Raw genomic sequence first — 17,588 nt, 5'->3', positions numbered from 1 at the left:
CTCGCTTTTTTTAGCTGTGTTCTTTTTTAACACGAAAAATTGTTAATACGAAAAAGGAATTTTAAATGATAAAGAATAATGGCTATTTTTATCTTGGTCTCATCGCACTTTGCCTTTACGGCCCTTTACTGCTTAGCTTTCTAAGCTCATTTATTAATTTACAGTTTATATCGCCAAGGTATATGAGGGATGTCTCTCAGGTAAAAAATATTATTGTATTTGCCTCAGCTATTTTGGGCTTCACCTTATTACTCATGAAATACCAGGAAGTAAGTGCGCTTTTTAAAAATAGAATAATCGCAAACATCACACTTATATTGAGTTTTTTGTATGCTTGCTTGATGATTACTGGGGCAGGCTTAGTTATGTTTCTGGATGCGACCTTCGGCTCACATAAAGACTACATTTATCAAGAACACACACTTAATGACCGTACTTTCTATGTCTATACAGCGGACCCCGGTGCTTTTGGCAAAGCGCATCATTATGTGTATTTAAAGTGCCCTGCATCCTTTAATCGCTATGAATTAGAGTTTATAGCCAAGCTATCGTGGATAAAGAACTTTAAGATGAGCTTAGTGAGCGATGATTTAATTTTTAAAGGCGAATCAGAGCAGTATACAAAAGTGCTCAATGTAAGCACATTTCACTGCAAATAGACCCATTGAAATAATCATAATGTAAATAAAAACAGCCACTTAAAGTGGCTGTTTTTAAATTACTTAATAGTATTAAAGCGTTTCTTTAAATAGCTTATAAATACGACGGTATTCATCTAACCAGCTTGATGGCTGTACAAAACCATGGGGTTCAACTGGGAAGATGGCTGTTTCAAAGTTTTCTTTTTCAAGCTCAATTAAACGTTGTACTAAACGCACTGAATCTTGGAAGAATACGTTATCATCAACCATAGGCGCATTAATTAATAAATGACTTTTCAGGCCTTCAGCAAAGTAAATTGGTGAACTCTTTTCGTAGGCGATCGGGTCAACATCTGGATGATTTAAGATGTTAGACGTATAAGGTCCGTTGTAATGAGCCCAATCGGTCACTGGACGAAGTGCAGCACCCGCTTTAAATAAATCAGGTTGGGTAAATAGTGCCATAAACGTCATGAAGCCACCGTAAGAACCGCCATACGTGCCAACAGCTTGTGTATCAACATTCGCGTTTTCAGCCATCCAGCTTACGCCATCGGCTAAATCTTGAATCTCTGGTGTGCCCATTTGACGATAAATTGCAGTACGCCAATCACGGCCATACCCTTTCGACGCACGATAATCCATATCCATGACTACATAGCCTTCAGATGCTAATAGTGAATGGAACATAAACTCGCGGAAGTAACCAGACCACCCCATGTGGGAGTTTTGTAAGTAACCTGCACCGTGGTTGAAGATAACTGCTTTACGATTTTTACCGGTTTCGCCTTCTTTATAGTCAGCGGGGTAATACACTTTTGCGTAAATAGGTTGATCAGTGTGGCTTGAAGGCACAGCAACAATTTTAGGCGCAATTAACTTCTTAGCCAAAAACTCGTCAGACACCGTATGCGTTAACTGAGTTACTTGTGTATTTGCTTTTGCATCAGCAACATATAGCTCTGGTGGCGACATAATTTTTGAGTGAGTTAGCAGTAATTTGCTTTCATCTGGACTTAACTGGTAATCAGTCATACCGTCTAGGTTAGTCACTTGCTCAGACTCACCGTTAGCAGGATTTACACGGTAAATTTCGTATAGACCTGGGTGCTCAACATTTGCTTTGTAGTAAATCGCTGAGTTATCCGCGGTTAATGTTAGGTTTGAAACAACAAACTGACCTTTAGTAAGTTGTGTTGCTTTACCATTTAGCGGCTTTTTATAGATATGGCTGTAACCAGACTCTTCTGATAAGTAGTAAAGCGTATCTGAGTTATTTAACCAACCAAAGTCATTGTATGCATAGTTAACCCACGCATCATCGTGTAAGCGGTGTTGAGAAACAAGTGTGTTATTCTTTGTATCAACAGTTGCTAACCAACGGTCTTTGTTGTCCCATGCTTCAAGCATAAGCGCAACCTTTGAGCCATCGGTGTTCCATTGGATTGCACTTTGATCCCAACCCCAGTCCATCATTAGATTAATTGCACGTGGTGCTTTTTCAGACTTGTAAGTTTTGCCATCACGGGCGTAGTTTTCTTTTTTTACCGCGGCAAGCACATCTTCATCAAAGCCTGGTAATGTGTCGAACGCCAGTGTTGTTTGCTCACCCGATTTAAGGTCAATGTAAATAACATCTGAGCTGATTGGTTTTTCATCTGCAACACGGCGACGTACTTTTTCTGCTTTAACTCGCGCATCATCAGCGATGTAATTAGGCATAATATCGCCTTCATCGCGCCATGGACGGCTTTCGGTGGTTACTGCAACTAATGCTTGGCCATTTGGTGAAAGCTGCACATCGGCTAAACGCTTACCTTTACCTAAATAAAACTGTGAATTTGCAATGCTGTCGTTTTGCTCTTTGATTTGTTCTTCACGCGCTTCACGATCTTTTTTATTTTTGTGCGTAAGTGCAATGTAATCAATTAATTTATGCTGTTCTTTTGCAATATACGTGTCAGGCTCTTGAACACCTTTTGGTGCATCGTCTAAGTGCAGATTTACAAGCTCTACTTGACGACCTGTCGCTAAATCAACTTTATAAAATGCATTACCTTGGCGGTAAGCAAGATTGCCGTCGGTTAAAAACTGCGGTTTTGATTGCTGTGCACTGTCGTGTGTGATCTGCGTTATTTGACCTGAGCTCAAGTTTTTAACAAAAATATTGCCTTCAAATGCATAGGCCTGTTGCTTTTTATCTGTTGAATAAACAGCATTTTTTGCACCAACAGTGTGTAGTTTATTTAACGCAACTTGAGATGCAGACTGGCTATTAACCGCTTGAACATATAAGTCACGTAATTCGTTACCTTGTTGCTTTTGAGCATAAACGATGCTTTTAGAGTCACCATTCCAAAAAGCGCGCTCAGGCTGACGACCAAGCCAATCAGGGTGAGCCATAGCTTGCTCTAATGTAATTTCAGATGAACCAGTGTCTACGGGTGTAGCAACCATTGGAGCAACTTGAGTAGGACTTACTTCTGTTGCAGTTGAGGCGGTTGTTTGACAACCAGCTAGCATGAAGCTAGATGCGACTGCGAGAGCCACTAACGTTTTGTTAGCAGTGGTTTTGAATTTCATAGTGCTTCTTACAGGTAATTATAATTCGCCTTATTTAAGCAGAAGCACTGATGAAATAGCAATTTTAATAGGATAAACAGCCAAACTTTTCCGTTTAATAACAGCTTATTTTAACGAAATATCGAGCCACACCATGCGATGATCAGAAGACGCATTACGATCTTTAATTAAACGGTACAATTCGCTGTCTTTGGTTGGCCAAAATACCCCCCCATTTTTAATTTCAATACCGTAATTTGATGGCAGTACATAATCAGCACGTGCTTGCCAATACGCGGTGTAATTTTTAGCGTAACTGTCTTTATAAGACTCTTTTGCACCTTTACTCGATGGTGTAAACGACGCATTAACATGTGGATTTTTTAATATTTGATCCGTTGTCGTTGGGCGTGCTTTATCCCCTTCTGGTGCAGCATTTAAATCACCAACAATTACAAACCGACTATTCGGTTTTAAGCCACCTTGTTGGCCTTTATCATCATAGAGGTAGTTTTCGTTGTTAATGTAATCAGCAATCAGTCTAACTTCATCATGGTTGCGCTTGCCGTTACGGTCTTCATCACCATCAAATACAGGTGGCGTAGGATGCGAAGCTAATAAATGGAATGTCTTTCCTTTTACTTTTATGGGTAAATCCCAAAACGATTTTGAGCTTAAATGAATAGCTTGCCACGCTTCTTTTGAATACCAATCTTTACCTGTTTTGGGGTCTATAGGCATTTGCGCGTTTGGCATATCTTTGTATTTGAATGTTTGCAGTGTACGGGCTTTTTCTAAATCAATAGGATAACGCGAGAGTACAGCCATCGCATAATGCCCCTCAAAGAAGCCAAAACCGTGCGCATCACCTTTGTAATGCCCCTTTACACCATCTTTATCTAGGTCAAAATTAGTGGGTAAACCTGTATTAACCGGCGCAATGAAAGCATACGGGTAATCTATAGCAACCTGCTTATTTTGTGAGACTTGTAGATAATTTTTACGAAAAACATTAATGCCTTTATCTGCATCGATGTAATCAAATTCATTGAGTAAAATAACATCAGGTCTGACGCGTTGAATAATTTCTGCGATATTACGAATTTGCTGGTGGTTACTTGCAAGCGCTTTACTGAGCGCGTCTTTATCGATTGTTTCGCCTTTGCTTGCATAGTTTGTTGCGTCCATACTGACGTTAAAAGTCGCAACGCGTAAGTCGGCAGCAACAAGGTTAGTTGCAAATAAACCAGTTGCAAGTGCAATTGAAGACGTTAATAAGGCGTTTTTCATGAAATAAATCCATCTACTATTAAAAGTAAAATAATACTACTGACGATGATCCATAAGATCATTGCCATGATAAAAGGTTTAATACCAGCTTGCTTAAGCACTGTAACAGATAAGCCACTGCCAATTAAAAATAGCGTCATAACTAATATTTGTTTCGCGCCAATATTCAATGCATGCCAAAGAGGTTGATACTCTGGTAAGCTTGAATTTATCAGTGCTGCTGCTAAAAATCCAATTATAAACAAAGGGATACTTGCTTTTTCATCGGATTTCCAAAAAACTCCCGCAATACTTGTATAAGGAATAATCCACATTGCTCGGGTTAACTTTATGGTGGTTGCAATCGCTAATGCTGATGCGCCATAAGCAGCTGATGCACCAACAACGCTACTGGTATCGTGTATTGCAAGTGCGGCCCATACACCAAATTGCTGTTCTGTTAGACCAAGATAGTGACCAATCATTGGAAATAGCACCAGACCTAGCGCGTTTAATAAAAAAACAACCGCGAGTGAAATGGCGACTTCATGATCTTTTGCTTTTATTACGGGGGCCATAGCTGCTATCGCACTCCCACCACAAATTGCCGTACCAAACGATATCAATACCCCAGTATTTTTATTCAGTTTAAATAACTGAGATAAAATTTCACCAAGTCCAATTATGGCTGTAATGCTAACAATGGTGAGTACGATAGAGCTGCGCCCTACTTCAATAACTTGATTAAAATCAACAGCAAACCCTAAACCTATGACAGCAATTTTGAGCATTATCTTACTCAATTTTTGAGAGAGAGCTGCAAAGGGGTTACCCAAAATAATAGCAAATAAAGCCCCTACAATGAGCGATGTAGCAGAACCTACAAAAGGAATAGCCGAGATTAAGAATAACGCAATAAAAAGAAGTTGTTTGGGACGTTCAGCAATCACAACGGGGCTCTTATCAGTCTGTTTGTTAATTTATGCACCAAAGGCGCGATTAAAATCACAGTAGGAAATGCAACACAAAAAGCAAAAGCCCATGCTTTTAACCAAAGAATCACAATATTATCGACAAAACCAACGTTAAAAATGCTGATCACCAATGACATAAAACCAGACATAAATAACGCCATAAAAAACGCAAATACGACTGTTTGTAATCGTGGATGGAACATAGCACGCTAATATTAGTATAAAAATAGGAGTCTATCGGAAGAATTTATAGACGCAAGCTCTTTGAGACAAGAGACGTAAATACATGTAATGGCATTAAAAAGCCGAGAAGACCTCGGCTTTTAGCAATTTAAACTGATTAGTTTAAAATCAACTGTGTACTGGTGTTTGCGACACCTGGGTAATCTTCTTCTGGTAGAATTTCGGCAAGGGCCGCTAAACGCTCACCCAGTTGATGAAGATTATCGGCAGAGACATTAATGTGCCCCATTTTGCGACCCGGCTTTGCTGTTTTGCCATACCAGTGACTCGTAACGTCGTGTGTAGCCAGCACTGATTGAGGGATAGATGGTTGGCCTAACACGTTAATCATCGCTGTTGGGCGAAGTAACTCCGTGCTACCCAGAGGTAAACCCGCCACTGCGCGCATATGGTTTTCAAATTGCGAACAGTGAGTGCCCTGCTGCGTCCAGTGACCCGAGTTATGCACACGTGGCGCAATTTCATTAACGAGCAATGTACCTTGCACATCAAAGAATTCAATCGCTAACACACCTACATAATCAAGCTCTTGCGCTAATTTATTAAACGCGCGCTCAGCTTGCTCTTGAATGGCCGCTTTTTCTTTGCCAGCAACAGATAGCGTTAATACACCGTTGGTATGCTGATTTTCGGTTAATGGGTAAATAACCGTGTTCCCTGCTTTGTCGCGTGCACCAATGATTGATACTTCACGGTCAAATGGGATCATCTTTTCAGCAATGATTGAATGTGGCGCAGAGTCAGTACCTGAAGCAATGAAGTCTGCCATTTCAGACCAGATTTGTTCAATTTCGTCATCTGATTTTAAACGCCACTGGCCTTTTCCGTCGTAACCAGCTTGGCAAGTTTTAATTACCAGCGGTTTACCTAAACGTTCAACTGCGGCAATTAAATGTGCTTTTTCGGTGATTAATTGATAAGGCGCACACTCTACGTGTGTTTTATCGAGTAACGCTTTTTCTAATGCACGGTCGCCGCCAGTTTTTATGGCTGCTTTGCCCGGGTAAAACTTATTGCTTTGACAACACAGTGTTAAGACATCATCGGGAATGTGCTCAAACTCTGCGGTAATAGCATCTGCATTATCGATTGCTTGTTGTAATGTGCTGCTGTGAACTTCACCTGTTAAAGGGTGAATAATTTTTTCACTGCCTACATCGTAAGCAACCACGTTTAAATCAAGCGGTGCGCCTGCTAAACTCATCATACGAGCTAGCTGACCTGCACCTAAAATCAAAATATTCATATTACTCTGCAGGATTTGGGTTAGCTAAAATAGTCTCTGTTTGTTCTTTGCGGAATGCTTCTACTTTTGCGAAGATTTCAGGCTGTTGGCAACCTAAAATTTGTGCAGCGAGTAGACCCGCGTTTGCCGCACCAGCTTCACCAATAGCAAGCGTACCGACAGCAACACCTTTAGGCATTTGGCAGATAGATAATAATGAATCAACACCGTTTAGCGTTTTAGATTTAACAGGCACACCTAATACAGGTAGCGAGGTAAACGCCGCAGCCATACCAGGTAAGTGCGCAGCACCACCGGCACCCGCTATAATAATTTTTATACCACGCTCAGCAGCTGAGCTTGCATAATCGGCAAGTAATTGAGGAGTACGGTGTGCAGAAACAACTTTGGTTTCGTATTCAATGCCGAATTTTTCAAGCATTAACGCCGCATGTTCCATCGTTGGCCAATCTGATTTGGAACCCATAATAATGCCAACAGTCATATTTACACCTCAATCAATTTATTTTATAAAAAAGCGATTAATACCAACTGATAATTTAATCATGCAAATTGGTATAAAAGCGGACTTTTGTCCTTATTTTGTGGCGTGTATTATATACCTAAGTCACATAAAGATGCGACTCTAGAAGCACAAAAAAGCCATGACTTGCATGGCTTTTAAGCAGTAACTTAACGATTACGCTTCTTTACTTGCTAGGTACTCAGTATATGTTCCCTTAAAGTCGATAATTTTACCGTCTTTAATCTCCCAAATACGATTTGCAAGTGATGATACAAACTGTCTATCGTGTGAAACGAACAATAATGTACCTTCGTACGCTTCAAGGGCTAAGTTTAGCGCTTCGATAGATTCCATATCCATGTGGTTGGTTGGCTCATCCATTAACAAAATGTTTGGTTTATGCATCATAATCTTACCAAACAACATACGGCCTTGCTCACCACCTGAAATGACTTTTACCGATTTTTTGATGTCGTTTTGTGAAAACAGCATACGACCAAGGAAACTACGAACAACTTGCTCATCATCTCCTGCTTGTTGCCATTGTTCCATCCATTCAAACAAGTTCATGTCTTTTTCGAACTCATCTGCATGGTCTTGTGCATAATAACCAATGTTCGCGTTATCAGACCATTTATACTCACCTTGCTTTGGTGCTAAACGCCCAGCAAGAGTATTTAAAAGTGTTGTTTTACCAACACCGTTTTCACCGATAATCGCAATGCGCTCGCCCACTTCCACTAAGCCCTCAAGGCCGCTGAAAAGCATCTCGTCAAAGCCTTGTGCAAGGTTAGTTAACTCAAGTGCATTACGGAATAATTGCTTTTCTTGTTCAAAGCGAATAAACGGGCTCTGACGTGATGACGCTTTTACTTCTTCAAGCTGAATTTTATCAATTTGTTTAGCGCGTGATGTAGCTTGCTTTGCTTTAGAAGCATTTGCAGAGAAACGCGATACAAATTGTTGAAGTTCAGCAATTTGGCTTTTCTTCTTGGCGTTTTCGCTTAGTAAACGTTCGCGAGCCTGTGTTGCAGCAAACATATATTCATCGTAATTACCTGGGTAAATACGTAATTCACCGTAATCGATATCAGCCATGTGTGTACACACTGAGTTTAAGAAATGACGGTCGTGCGAAATGATAATCATGGTGCAGTCGCGTTGGTTTAACACGTCTTCTAACCATTTAATAGTGTAAATATCCAAGTTATTGGTAGGCTCATCCAGTAACATGATATCTGGGTCAGAGAACAGTACTTGCGCAAGTAACACACGCAGTTTAAAGCCAGGGGCAATTTCAGACATTGGACCGTAATGCTGTTCAGTGCCAATACCTACGCCAATAAGTAACTCACCTGCTTTAGCTTCAGCAGAGTAACCGTCCATTTCAGCAAATTCGGTCTCAAGATCGGCTACTTTCATACCGTCTTCTTCGCTCATTTCGGGTAAGCTATAAATACGATCACGCTCTTTTTTTACTTCCCACAGCTCTTTATGACCCATGATAACCGTGTCGATAACAGAAAACTCTTCGTAAGCAAACTGGTCTTGGTTTAGTTTTGCGATACGTTCGTTTGGATCTGTGCTGACATTTCCTGCTGATGGCTCAAGCTCACCACTGAGGATTTTCATGAACGTTGATTTACCACAGCCATTTGCACCGATTAGACCATAGCGGTTGCCATCGCCAAATTTAGCTGAGATATTTTCGAATAAAGGTTTAGCACCAAATTGCATGGTGATATTAGCTGTACTAATGATAGCGGTACCCTCCAGCGGGTAAAAGTAAAAATAAAACTGCGTGCAATTTTAAACTAAAGCCGCTTTGCACGCCATGAAAGTTTCTTTAAATACGCGCAGTGATTTTACAATTTCAAATGGGCAGTCTACCTTTAATGAGCATGCTCACTTTTATTTATGAGCGCGCTCATTAAAAAATTTAGCAATATAAATCAATGGGCTAAACATGACAAAGCACGATCAAACGCACTCACGGATACTGAACGAAGCGTGGAGTCTCTTTACTGAAAGTGGCTTTAACGACACGTCAACCAGGCAAATATCTACAGCAAGCGGTATTGCTGTAGGCACTTTGTTTAATCATTTTTCTGATAAGGTGGCAATTTTAGAGGCGTGTTTAGACATGCGTTTTAAAGATGTGTTAGAGCGTGCAAAAGAGACCGATATACATCGCCCTCCCCGACTTAAGCTTAATCACTATGCACAATATTTTTATCAATTTTATTGTTTGCACCATTGTTTTTATAAAGTGCTTTTTAGCCAACGATTGTTTTCGCAAACATTTCAACAGCAGCATATGGATCTAATGCATTCATTAGTTTTTGCTGACCAACCACAATTTAACAAAGTAAAAGCCGCAATCTTGCTTGATTGTTATTTTATGACTTTATTGTATGGATTAGGTGCAGACACACCCAATACTAAATTAATGCTAAGAACACTTAGTCAAAAAGTGTCTATTTTTTAGTCTGACTAACACGTTGATTATTCAATGAAGTGAACTGAAAATGAATAAATATTCCACAAAGGCTGTACCTTTCATGATATTTTTTCACTTTTTACCTTATTTTAGCTTTGATAGTCTTCATCTTTTAGTTAATTTATACCTCTTAGGGACAATAATAAAACAAGGTACTCTATGAAAAGAACACTCGCTGCCACACTGATTGCTGGTTTATTTACAAGTTACACTGTAGATGCAATCGAAATTTACAAAGATGAAACGAACAGTGTCACAGTAGGCGGCTTTATCGATGCGCGTATTATTAACACGCAAGGTCAGACAGAAGTTGTTAATGGTGCGTCACGCATTAATTTTGATTTTAAGCGCCAATTAGAAAATGGATGGCATGCATTTGCATTACTAGAATGGGGCGTAAACCCGGTAGGCAGTAGTGACATTATTTATAATAATCGCTTTGAATCAATTCAGGATGAGTTTTTATATAATCGATTAGGTTATGTCGGTATTAAGCACGATGACTATGGTCAAATTACGCTGGGTAAACAATGGGGTGCTTGGTATGACGTTGTTTATAACACTAATTTTAGTTTAGTGTGGGATGGTAACGCAGCTGGCGTGTATACGTATAATAAAGACGATGGTGCAGTAAACGGCACCGGTCGAGGTGATAAAGTACTGCAATACCGTAATACATGGGGTAAGTTTCATGTTGCACTGCAAGCCCAGTTAAAATCTGATGATTTTTATACATGTGATATTGCCGATATATCACGAAGTTCATGTGAAGTGCTTTGGAACCAAGGCAATAACGCTGCGCAAAAAGTAGAGTTTAATTCAACCTATGGTGCTGCCCTCACCTATTTTGCTACTGATAATTTAAAATTAACAGCGGGTGTAAACCGTGGACAATTTGATGTTTTATACGCGGGTGGGCGCAATCAATCGGTCACTGATCTAATTTATGGTGCGGGCATTACCTATGGTGACTTTTATAAACCGGGCTGGTATGCATCGGCCAACATAAACAAAAACGAAAACCACGACACCGATAACATTGGCCGCTTAATAAAAGACGCTGTCGGGTTAGAATCAATTTTAAGTTATCGATTCGACAATAATTTACGTACTTTTGTTGCCTATAACGTGTTTGATGCCGGTGACGATTACGTGATCCAGCCAAACTTTAATGCAGATCCTGAGGATGTGTTCAAACGTCAGTTTGCAGTATTAGGCGCACACTATTTCATGGGCAAAGACACGATTTTGTATATCGAAGCGCGTAAAGACTTTAGTGACTTTTCAAGCAATGATGCAGAGCAAGAAGCTCAAATGTCGCAAACCGAAGATGATGGTATTGCCATCGGCTTCAATTACACATTGTAATTAAGTTTTAATTTAGAGCCCACAATCGTGGGCTTTATTTTTTAGATAAATAACTCTCTTCTCTCTGCCAACGTACCCTGTACGATACTGCAATAACGATAATTACATTCAAATCAATAAAAGCTGATTGAGTATTAAATACATACACATAAAAGATGTTATCGATAATACCATTGTGAAAACTCTTATTTTTTCCTTACTCCTCTATTTTGCGAACTTTTACATACCTAGCGTATTGTCGATGTCATGGGGAGAAATTAAGTCACTGTTTTGATATTACGTATGCAGTTTGCTGGTAACTGGGTGCAAAATGCAACTGGGGTTTATGCACAAAATTAAGACATGTTATTGGTAATAAAGAAGCGACAAAAATGCAAAAGATAAACAAAATTAACTCAGCTCTGCAAAGTTAATTCGACTAAATTAGATGTTACATAGGGCTTGAACCATCGTTCTTGCGATTAACTATTATACTTTCCCACTCAATTGCTGAGAGTGTGATTAATAAACATAGAGTATGATGTGTTCTTATTGTTACTGCTATTCTACAGCGAGTATTCACGTTCTACTTTTGCGATACGTGTTGTAAATGCGTTATACCATTTATCGCGACCAAGTTGTTGAGCGTTGAGGTGCTCAACATGTTGTTTCCACGACTTAATAGCATCTAGGCTTTGCCAGTAAGAAACGGTAATCCCTACACCATCACGCACTGATTCCATGCCTAAAAAACCAGGTTGTTGCTCGGCAAGCTCAACCATACGGTTAGCCATTTCTTCATAGCCTGCGGTGTTCTCAGATAAGGTGTTCGTAAATATAACTGCGTAATACGGGGGTTTGGGCGTCGTGGCTATCATAATGGTTACTTACGTCTGCTTGGTTCAAAACCATCATAGCATGGAATATCACTGTCGAAGGTATCCCAATTGGCTTTCGAACTGACAAAGTTATGACTAATCGGACGCTCTGTAATATCGCTGTCCAATAGACCTAAGCGTATACGCAAACGACTCATATCCTCTTTATTTTCACTGTAAATAGGCGAGCCACAACAGCGACAAAAATAACGTATTCTACCGGCTTTAAATTCAAACGCACTCAGATACTGCTTACCTTGTGTAATTGCAAACCCATCACGGCGAATAAACCCATTCGTCGCATAAGCGGTACCCGAATTTTTACGGCATAGTGAGCAATGGCAATGAATAATTGAATCTATGCCACCAGCAATTGTTACCGTTACTTTGCTACACAAACAGCTTCCTTGGTACATATTCCCTCTTGTGGTTTTTAATAGCCGCGATGCTTCCAAAAATCGTTGGCTGAGCCTTCGCTTGGTTTCAGTAAGTTAAACGATTTATCAGCAATTATATGGCCATTTAGCTCAATAGTCATGCGCCAAATACCCACTTTATTATCAACAGGCGCCCAGATAGTATCGCCTAAGTAAAACTGCCAGTCGTTTGTTTTTACATACTCTTCACCTTCAAATGGCGGCATTATTTCACCGTCATCATCGGGAATATTTGGATGATACACACAGAACTTAATTTTTTGGCCTTTTGCTTTTTTAATATTAACAATAAAGCCAAATTCGATATCTAACTCGGCTGGCACATCCGTGGTAAATTCAGTGATTTGTGGTAGGTCTTTTTCTTTTGCATCCCAATGACTGTAGATGCCATAACTTTCAATAGTCGAAACAGGTTTAGCTTTGGCCATACCGACTTAATGTCCTCTCATTAAACAGGCGCTCATTTTATAGTAGCCATTTTGCCATAACAAGCTTGTACTATAATAACATCTTTAAGTGATGTGTTTTGTCCATAACTCATTGTTAAGTTCAAAACCACATTTTGCAAGCAGCTTTATGCAAGCTGTATTCTCGGGTTGAACGATTGCATGCACTTTATCGACAGGGGTTGTTATAAACGCATTTAGTTTTTGAAAAAACTCTAACAGCACTTTTTGCATTATCCCCTTACCAAAGTAGTGAGATGCGAGTTCAAAGCCTAACACACCCTGCCCATCTATTATGTTAAATAGCCCAATACTGCCAATTACTAAGCCATTGCTTCGTAAAACAATCACTAAACGTATACCTTGCTGGTTATAAAAACCTTCGATATCACCTTGAATAAAATCGTATACGTCACCTTTTGTTAAATCACTTTTATAGTCATTAAATGACTGCACTTGAGGATCTTTTAAAATCTCCCATATTGCTTGGCAATCTTTATGGCGTATGGGCCTTAAATCGTAGGCATAGTTGTCATCACAAGACACGTCTATTTCTTCTTTTTACTTTATGAGCAGGCATTATTGTCTTACTATAAGCGCAATTACAAGCAATTAGGTTTAGTACGATGAGTGAAGAATTTAAAGTAATTCAACCAACCACCACTGTTTATTGCAAAGAACGAGGCGAAGGCTGGACCTTAACAGGCATCACGAGTATTGATGAGCACACATCGGTCATGTTTGACGGTGTGAGATACACACTGCCAGCCAGAGAAATCGTTGAAGTATTACTACCACAGCAACTCGAAAGAGAAAAAAGTCAAAGTGAATAAAAACAAAAAGCCAGTAATAAGCTGGCTTTTTAATGTGTTAATTAGCAACTCACGTTATCAGTTTATTTAACGTAAGGCGTTAATACGCTCATCAAGTGGCGGGTGAGATGAGAATAACTCAGCGACACCTTTACCGCTTGCAATACCAAATGCCATCATTGAACCTTCTAGTTGCGATGGGTGGTTTTGCTTTAAACGCTCAAGTGCGCTGCGCATTTTATCTGCGCCAACAAGTTTTGCAGCGCCTGCATCCGCCGAAAACTCACGTTTACGGCTATAGTAGGCCACAATCACACTCGCTAATACACCAAATAACATTTGGAAAATCATATCAAACAAGAAGTAAGTCCAGCTACTGCCACCTTCTTCTTCATCGCTATTGATAAAGTTATCAACAATACCAGCCAATACTTTTGCCATAAAGATAACAAAGGTATTCACCACGCCTTGAATAAGCGTAAGCGTGACCATGTCACCATTAGCAATATGCGATACTTCATGCGCCAAAACAGCTTCCGCTTGGTCTTGATTCATGTTGTGTAATAAACCTGTACTCACAGCAACTAACGAGTTGTTTTTACTAGGCCCGGTTGCAAATGCGTTCATTTCAGGGCTGTCGTAAATGGCCACTTCAGGCATTGCAATGCCTGCTTTTTTAGCCTGTGCAGCCACAGTTGAAACAAGCCATTGTTCAGTTTCTGAACGAGGCTGTTCAATAACATGAGCGCCCGTTGACTTTTTAGCCATCCATTTCGACATAAATAACGAAATAAATGAGCCACCAAAACCAAATACGGTCGAAATGACTAGAATGCCGCCTAAACTGCGATGACTAATACCCAGTACACTCATCACAATAGACAACACAATACCTAACACTAGCATGACCGCTAAGTTAGTCAGTAGAAACAAGAATACACGCTTCATAAAAACCTCAGAATAAACATACCAATTGTATTAACTAACGGCATGATTAAAAACCGTTAGTTAATAAAATTAACTGAGCTTGTTACTACCTTTAGTTTAGTTTTAAAGCAATTGGTTACAAGGAACTAATTGCAACCAATTGTGACAGAGTATGTCAAAAGTAACAACTCAATTATTATGGGTGAATGGATAAAATTTCAAGTAAGGTTTTATAAATATTTAATTTAGGTTTTTTTTCTGTGTAGGGGGTAATACCTAATAGCGGAAACGGTAAAGTGTTTTTAAGGGTCTGTAAATTAGCCTCTTGTTCTTGCATGGTGGGGTCAACATGATTTGCTATCCACCCTACACAGTTTACGCCCGACGCTTTAAAATGAGCGGCAGTCAATAAAGCATGATTTAAACAACCCAGTTTCATGCCTACAACCAAAATAACATTGAGGTTTTGCTGTTTAACCCAATCAGATAACAAGTCAGTTTCGTTAATGGGTAAGCACCAACCACCGGCCCCTTCTGTCAGAATATAATCAGTATTGAGTGCTTTCACATTCTCATACGCGCTATCTAGTTTCTCAAAGGTGAGCCTATCGCCAACTTTCGCTGCGGCAATGTGCGGAGCAATTGGTGGCTCATAAGTAAACGGATTCACAATTGTGTACTTAGCACCAACAGACGAGCTTTCCATTAAGGTTAGCGCATCTTCATTTACCAATTCACCAAAAGCCATCTCAGCCCCTGCTGCAATGGGTTTGTAACCAACCGCTCGTTGTTTATGTTGTGCTAGCAGCTTTAATAATAAACTGGTGACATGGGTTTTACCGGCATCGGTGTCCGTGCCAGTGATAAAAAATTCTTTCATTGTTTTTCTAATTCTAAAAGTACGACGTGATAACTCACTCTAGCATGCCCATCAACCAGAGGATATGCCTTGCACACGTTATTCAATGCTTGCTTTGTTAAAAGACCCTGACGCTTTTTATTACTGTGTAATGACGTAGCGCCAATGGCCTTAATTGAACGTATTGCCTCAAGCGGGCTTTTATAAGCGTCGGTATAACAGGTATCTACTGCAAAATTCACCTTAAATCCAGCAGCCTTCGCATACTGTGTGACATTGTCGGATGAGTGAAATTGATTAATACGAGATTGGTCATCTAAACAGGCAAAAGCCTGTTTAATTTCGTGTAATGAGCCTGCAATAACACAACTTAAATACACCCGACCATTATCTTTAAGCACGGCAAACAGCTGTTTAAAAAGCAAGGGTAAATCTGCCGACCATTGCACGGCAAAATTACTGAATACGCAATCAACACTGTTTTTTTGCAGTGGCAAATTATCCATATCGGCACACAGCTTTAAATATTCACGGCTTTTATCGGTGTTTAACATGGCGTGGCTTAAGTCCATCGCCACTACCGTTGCAAAATATTGTTGCAATAGGGCTGTATTAACCAGCGGTCCTGCACCTAAATCGAGGCAAACGCCCTGTTGGTTTTTATTCGCAAGCAGTTTGATTAAATGCGCTGCTGCTTGCTTTTGAACGTTAGCATGGCTGTTGTAATGCGCAGCCGCTTTCGAAAACTGACTCGCTGTGGACAGCTTGTGATCTTTAACGCCGTTAGCAGTACTGTGTGCTAATTGGCTCATAAGCACTCCACTAACGTATCTACCAACGTGTTTATATCATCGAGCTGATGGGCACTGCTAAGCGTGACTCTTAATCGCGATGTATTAAAAGGTACGGTTGGTGGACGAATGGCTGTTAACCAAATTCCACGCTGTTTTAGCTTATTCGCCACATCAACCGTTTGTGCGGCATCGCCAAGTACCAAAGGTTGTATTGCTGTATCTGAATCCATAAGCGCTAAGTTTTTCGCTTTTGCTAATGTTTTAAAATACGCAATATTCTTAAAAAGCTGCATACGTTTATTATCAGCAGCCAGTATTTTTTCTAGTTGTACACGCGTACTACTTGCCATAACAGGCGACATGGCTGTTGAATAGATATAATCACGGTTAAATTGCAGCATGTAATCAATAACCGATTTACTCGCCAGCAAGCATGCACCACTGCTAGCGAGGGCTTTACCAAATGTAATGATCAATAAATCGGGTTTGTGCACTTCACAGCTACCAAGCCCGTGCTTACCTAACACACCAAACCCGTGGGCGTCATCAATCAGTAGCCAGGCATTATAGTTATGTGCAAGTTCGCACAGCTGTGCAACAGGTGCTTTATCACCATCCATCGAAAACACGCCTTCACTCACAATGAGTTTATGTTTAGCTTTCGATTTTTGTAAGCGTGACTCTAAGTGCTTTAAATCATTATGATTAAACCGCACCATCGCCGCTTGAGAATGGAGACCGCCATCAATCAAACTAGCATGATTGAGTTTATCTTGAAAAATTGCAGCAGATTGCGCCACAGCTTTATCGTGAAACAAGGCTTTTAACACACTGCTATTTGCACTAAAGCCACTGTTGAAAAGCATGGCACTTTCATAACCCAGTAACTCACATAGGCGCTGCTCAAGAGCCTGTTGCGGTTTATTATAGCCATTTACTAATGCTGAACTGTGACTGCCTAGTGGCAGCTCACTCACTGTAACGAGTTCATCAGCGAAGCCTAAATAATCATTGCTGGCAAAATTTAAGTACTGTTTTCCTGCAATACGAATAAAGCGTCCGTTTGACTCTTCGACCAGTTGGCGCTGCCTAAGTAAAGCATCTTCTTTACGCGCTTGAAGATGCTGTGCAATAAATTCAAAAGGCAT

General features: G+C 40.1%; 19 protein-coding genes. 4 read left to right on the top strand and 15 right to left on the bottom strand.

Annotated features, from left to right (window positions below):
- The first annotated feature begins 65 nt into the window (after nucleotides 1–65).
- Nucleotides 66–659 (top strand): hypothetical protein, encoded by a 594-nt coding sequence (locus LPA49_RS04070; RefSeq protein WP_118844321.1) that lies wholly within the window; start codon nucleotides 66–68, stop codon nucleotides 657–659.
- Nucleotides 660–731: 72 nt separating this feature from the next.
- Here the strand turns inward: LPA49_RS04070 and LPA49_RS04065 are convergent, their stop codons facing one another.
- From LPA49_RS04065 to LPA49_RS04035, 7 genes are all read right to left on the bottom strand, one after another.
- Complete coding sequence (locus LPA49_RS04065) at nucleotides 732–3,224, bottom strand: prolyl oligopeptidase family serine peptidase (protein ID WP_180311608.1); 2,493 nt, start codon at nucleotides 3,222–3,224, stop codon at nucleotides 732–734.
- Nucleotides 3,225–3,329: 105 nt separating this feature from the next.
- Complete coding sequence (locus LPA49_RS04060; RefSeq protein WP_180311609.1) at nucleotides 3,330–4,493, bottom strand: endonuclease/exonuclease/phosphatase family protein; 1,164 nt, start codon at nucleotides 4,491–4,493, stop codon at nucleotides 3,330–3,332.
- Nucleotides 4,490–5,422 carry a YeiH family protein gene (locus LPA49_RS04055; protein ID WP_036968358.1) on the bottom strand — a complete coding sequence of 311 codons (933 nt, stop codon included), beginning with the start codon at nucleotides 5,420–5,422 and terminating at the stop codon, nucleotides 4,490–4,492. Before LPA49_RS04055 ends, LPA49_RS04060 begins: the two co-directional genes overlap by 4 nt.
- Entirely contained in the window at nucleotides 5,419–5,649 is a 231-nt protein-coding gene (locus LPA49_RS04050; RefSeq protein ID WP_036968356.1) for a DUF2798 domain-containing protein, read from the bottom strand. The genes LPA49_RS04055 and LPA49_RS04050 overlap by 4 nt, the downstream gene beginning before the upstream one ends.
- A gap of 137 nt (nucleotides 5,650–5,786) precedes the next feature.
- On the bottom strand, nucleotides 5,787–6,935 hold the full coding sequence (locus tag LPA49_RS04045; RefSeq protein ID WP_036968354.1) for a 5-(carboxyamino)imidazole ribonucleotide synthase: 1,149 nt from the start codon (nucleotides 6,933–6,935) through the stop codon (nucleotides 5,787–5,789).
- Between the two features lies 1 nt (nucleotide 6,936).
- A complete protein-coding gene (purE, locus tag LPA49_RS04040; RefSeq protein ID WP_065979940.1) occupies nucleotides 6,937–7,419 on the bottom strand; it encodes a 5-(carboxyamino)imidazole ribonucleotide mutase in 483 nt (160 codons plus the stop codon).
- A 195-nt stretch (nucleotides 7,420–7,614) separates the two neighbouring features.
- Nucleotides 7,615–9,201, bottom strand: coding sequence for an ABC-F family ATPase (locus LPA49_RS04035; protein ID WP_074988205.1), 1,587 nt, complete (start codon nucleotides 9,199–9,201; stop codon nucleotides 7,615–7,617).
- Nucleotides 9,202–9,406: 205 nt separating this feature from the next.
- On the opposite strand from LPA49_RS04035, the gene LPA49_RS04030 reads away from it, so the two are divergent.
- Nucleotides 9,407–9,928, top strand: a complete 522-nt coding sequence (locus LPA49_RS04030) for a TetR/AcrR family transcriptional regulator (protein WP_075593555.1) — start codon at nucleotides 9,407–9,409, stop codon at nucleotides 9,926–9,928.
- 171 nt (nucleotides 9,929–10,099) lie between these two features.
- Nucleotides 10,100–11,308: a porin gene (locus tag LPA49_RS04025; RefSeq protein WP_180310835.1), complete on the top strand. Its 1,209-nt coding sequence runs from the start codon at nucleotides 10,100–10,102 to the stop codon at nucleotides 11,306–11,308.
- 545 nt (nucleotides 11,309–11,853) lie between these two features.
- Here LPA49_RS04025 and LPA49_RS04020 read toward each other — a convergent pair.
- From LPA49_RS04020 to LPA49_RS04005, 4 genes are all read right to left on the bottom strand, one after another.
- Nucleotides 11,854–12,165, bottom strand: coding sequence for an antibiotic biosynthesis monooxygenase (locus tag LPA49_RS04020; protein ID WP_065979943.1), 312 nt, complete (start codon nucleotides 12,163–12,165; stop codon nucleotides 11,854–11,856).
- 5 nt (nucleotides 12,166–12,170) lie between these two features.
- On the bottom strand, nucleotides 12,171–12,581 hold the full coding sequence (locus LPA49_RS04015; protein WP_180310836.1) for a GFA family protein: 411 nt from the start codon (nucleotides 12,579–12,581) through the stop codon (nucleotides 12,171–12,173).
- Nucleotides 12,582–12,598: 17 nt separating this feature from the next.
- Nucleotides 12,599–13,030, bottom strand: coding sequence for a DUF3859 domain-containing protein (locus LPA49_RS04010; protein ID WP_036968338.1), 432 nt, complete (start codon nucleotides 13,028–13,030; stop codon nucleotides 12,599–12,601).
- Nucleotides 13,031–13,114: 84 nt separating this feature from the next.
- The gene (locus tag LPA49_RS04005; RefSeq protein WP_180310837.1) at nucleotides 13,115–13,594 is read right to left on the bottom strand and encodes a GNAT family N-acetyltransferase; all 480 of its coding nucleotides are present in this window, start codon (nucleotides 13,592–13,594) and stop codon (nucleotides 13,115–13,117) included.
- Between the two features lie 80 nt (nucleotides 13,595–13,674).
- On the opposite strand from LPA49_RS04005, the gene LPA49_RS04000 reads away from it, so the two are divergent.
- Complete coding sequence (locus LPA49_RS04000; protein WP_036968335.1) at nucleotides 13,675–13,881, top strand: hypothetical protein; 207 nt, start codon at nucleotides 13,675–13,677, stop codon at nucleotides 13,879–13,881.
- Nucleotides 13,882–13,947: 66 nt separating this feature from the next.
- Here the strand turns inward: LPA49_RS04000 and htpX are convergent, their stop codons facing one another.
- From htpX to LPA49_RS03980, 4 genes are all read right to left on the bottom strand, one after another.
- Nucleotides 13,948–14,808, bottom strand: coding sequence for a protease HtpX (gene htpX, locus LPA49_RS03995; protein WP_036968332.1), 861 nt, complete (start codon nucleotides 14,806–14,808; stop codon nucleotides 13,948–13,950).
- Between the two features lie 175 nt (nucleotides 14,809–14,983).
- A complete protein-coding gene (bioD, locus tag LPA49_RS03990) occupies nucleotides 14,984–15,667 on the bottom strand; it encodes a dethiobiotin synthase (RefSeq protein WP_180310838.1) in 684 nt (227 codons plus the stop codon).
- Nucleotides 15,664–16,458, bottom strand: a complete 795-nt coding sequence (locus tag LPA49_RS03985) for a methyltransferase domain-containing protein (protein WP_075593551.1) — start codon at nucleotides 16,456–16,458, stop codon at nucleotides 15,664–15,666. The genes bioD and LPA49_RS03985 overlap by 4 nt, the downstream gene beginning before the upstream one ends.
- Nucleotides 16,455–17,588 (bottom strand): 8-amino-7-oxononanoate synthase, encoded by a 1,134-nt coding sequence (locus LPA49_RS03980; protein WP_180310839.1) that lies wholly within the window; start codon nucleotides 17,586–17,588, stop codon nucleotides 16,455–16,457. Before LPA49_RS03980 ends, LPA49_RS03985 begins: the two co-directional genes overlap by 4 nt.

It is taken from the genome of Pseudoalteromonas sp. MB41 (assembly GCF_020966275.1).
Classification (GTDB): Bacteria; Pseudomonadota; Gammaproteobacteria; order Enterobacterales; family Alteromonadaceae; genus Pseudoalteromonas; species Pseudoalteromonas lipolytica.
The sequence above is the reverse complement of the archived record's forward strand: the minus strand, read 5'-3'. Positions and strand labels throughout refer to the sequence as shown.

Excerpts from the sequence above, each read along its gene's own strand:
- bioD (WP_180310838.1), bottom strand. The coding sequence starts at position 15,667 with ATGAAAGAATTTTTTATCACTGGCACGGACACCGATGCCGGTAAAACC.
- htpX (WP_036968332.1), bottom strand. The coding sequence starts at position 14,808 with ATGAAGCGTGTATTCTTGTTTCTACTGACTAACTTAGCGGTCATGCTA.
- LPA49_RS04045 (WP_036968354.1), bottom strand. The coding sequence starts at position 6,935 with ATGAATATTTTGATTTTAGGTGCAGGTCAGCTAGCTCGTATGATGAGT.
- LPA49_RS04010 (WP_036968338.1), bottom strand. The coding sequence starts at position 13,030 with ATGGCCAAAGCTAAACCTGTTTCGACTATTGAAAGTTATGGCATCTAC.
- LPA49_RS04020 (WP_065979943.1), bottom strand. The coding sequence starts at position 12,165 with ATGATAGCCACGACGCCCAAACCCCCGTATTACGCAGTTATATTTACG.
- LPA49_RS04015 (WP_180310836.1), bottom strand. The coding sequence starts at position 12,581 with ATGTACCAAGGAAGCTGTTTGTGTAGCAAAGTAACGGTAACAATTGCT.
- LPA49_RS04025 (WP_180310835.1), top strand. The coding sequence starts at position 10,100 with ATGAAAAGAACACTCGCTGCCACACTGATTGCTGGTTTATTTACAAGT.
- LPA49_RS04070 (WP_118844321.1), top strand. The coding sequence starts at position 66 with ATGATAAAGAATAATGGCTATTTTTATCTTGGTCTCATCGCACTTTGC.
- LPA49_RS04000 (WP_036968335.1), top strand. The coding sequence starts at position 13,675 with ATGAGTGAAGAATTTAAAGTAATTCAACCAACCACCACTGTTTATTGC.
- LPA49_RS03980 (WP_180310839.1), bottom strand. The coding sequence starts at position 17,588 with ATGCCTTTTGAATTTATTGCACAGCATCTTCAAGCGCGTAAAGAAGAT.
- LPA49_RS04050 (WP_036968356.1), bottom strand. The coding sequence starts at position 5,649 with ATGTTCCATCCACGATTACAAACAGTCGTATTTGCGTTTTTTATGGCG.
- LPA49_RS04065 (WP_180311608.1), bottom strand. The coding sequence starts at position 3,224 with ATGAAATTCAAAACCACTGCTAACAAAACGTTAGTGGCTCTCGCAGTC.
- purE (WP_065979940.1), bottom strand. The coding sequence starts at position 7,419 with ATGACTGTTGGCATTATTATGGGTTCCAAATCAGATTGGCCAACGATG.
- LPA49_RS04030 (WP_075593555.1), top strand. The coding sequence starts at position 9,407 with ATGACAAAGCACGATCAAACGCACTCACGGATACTGAACGAAGCGTGG.
- LPA49_RS04060 (WP_180311609.1), bottom strand. The coding sequence starts at position 4,493 with ATGAAAAACGCCTTATTAACGTCTTCAATTGCACTTGCAACTGGTTTA.
- LPA49_RS03985 (WP_075593551.1), bottom strand. The coding sequence starts at position 16,458 with ATGAGCCAATTAGCACACAGTACTGCTAACGGCGTTAAAGATCACAAG.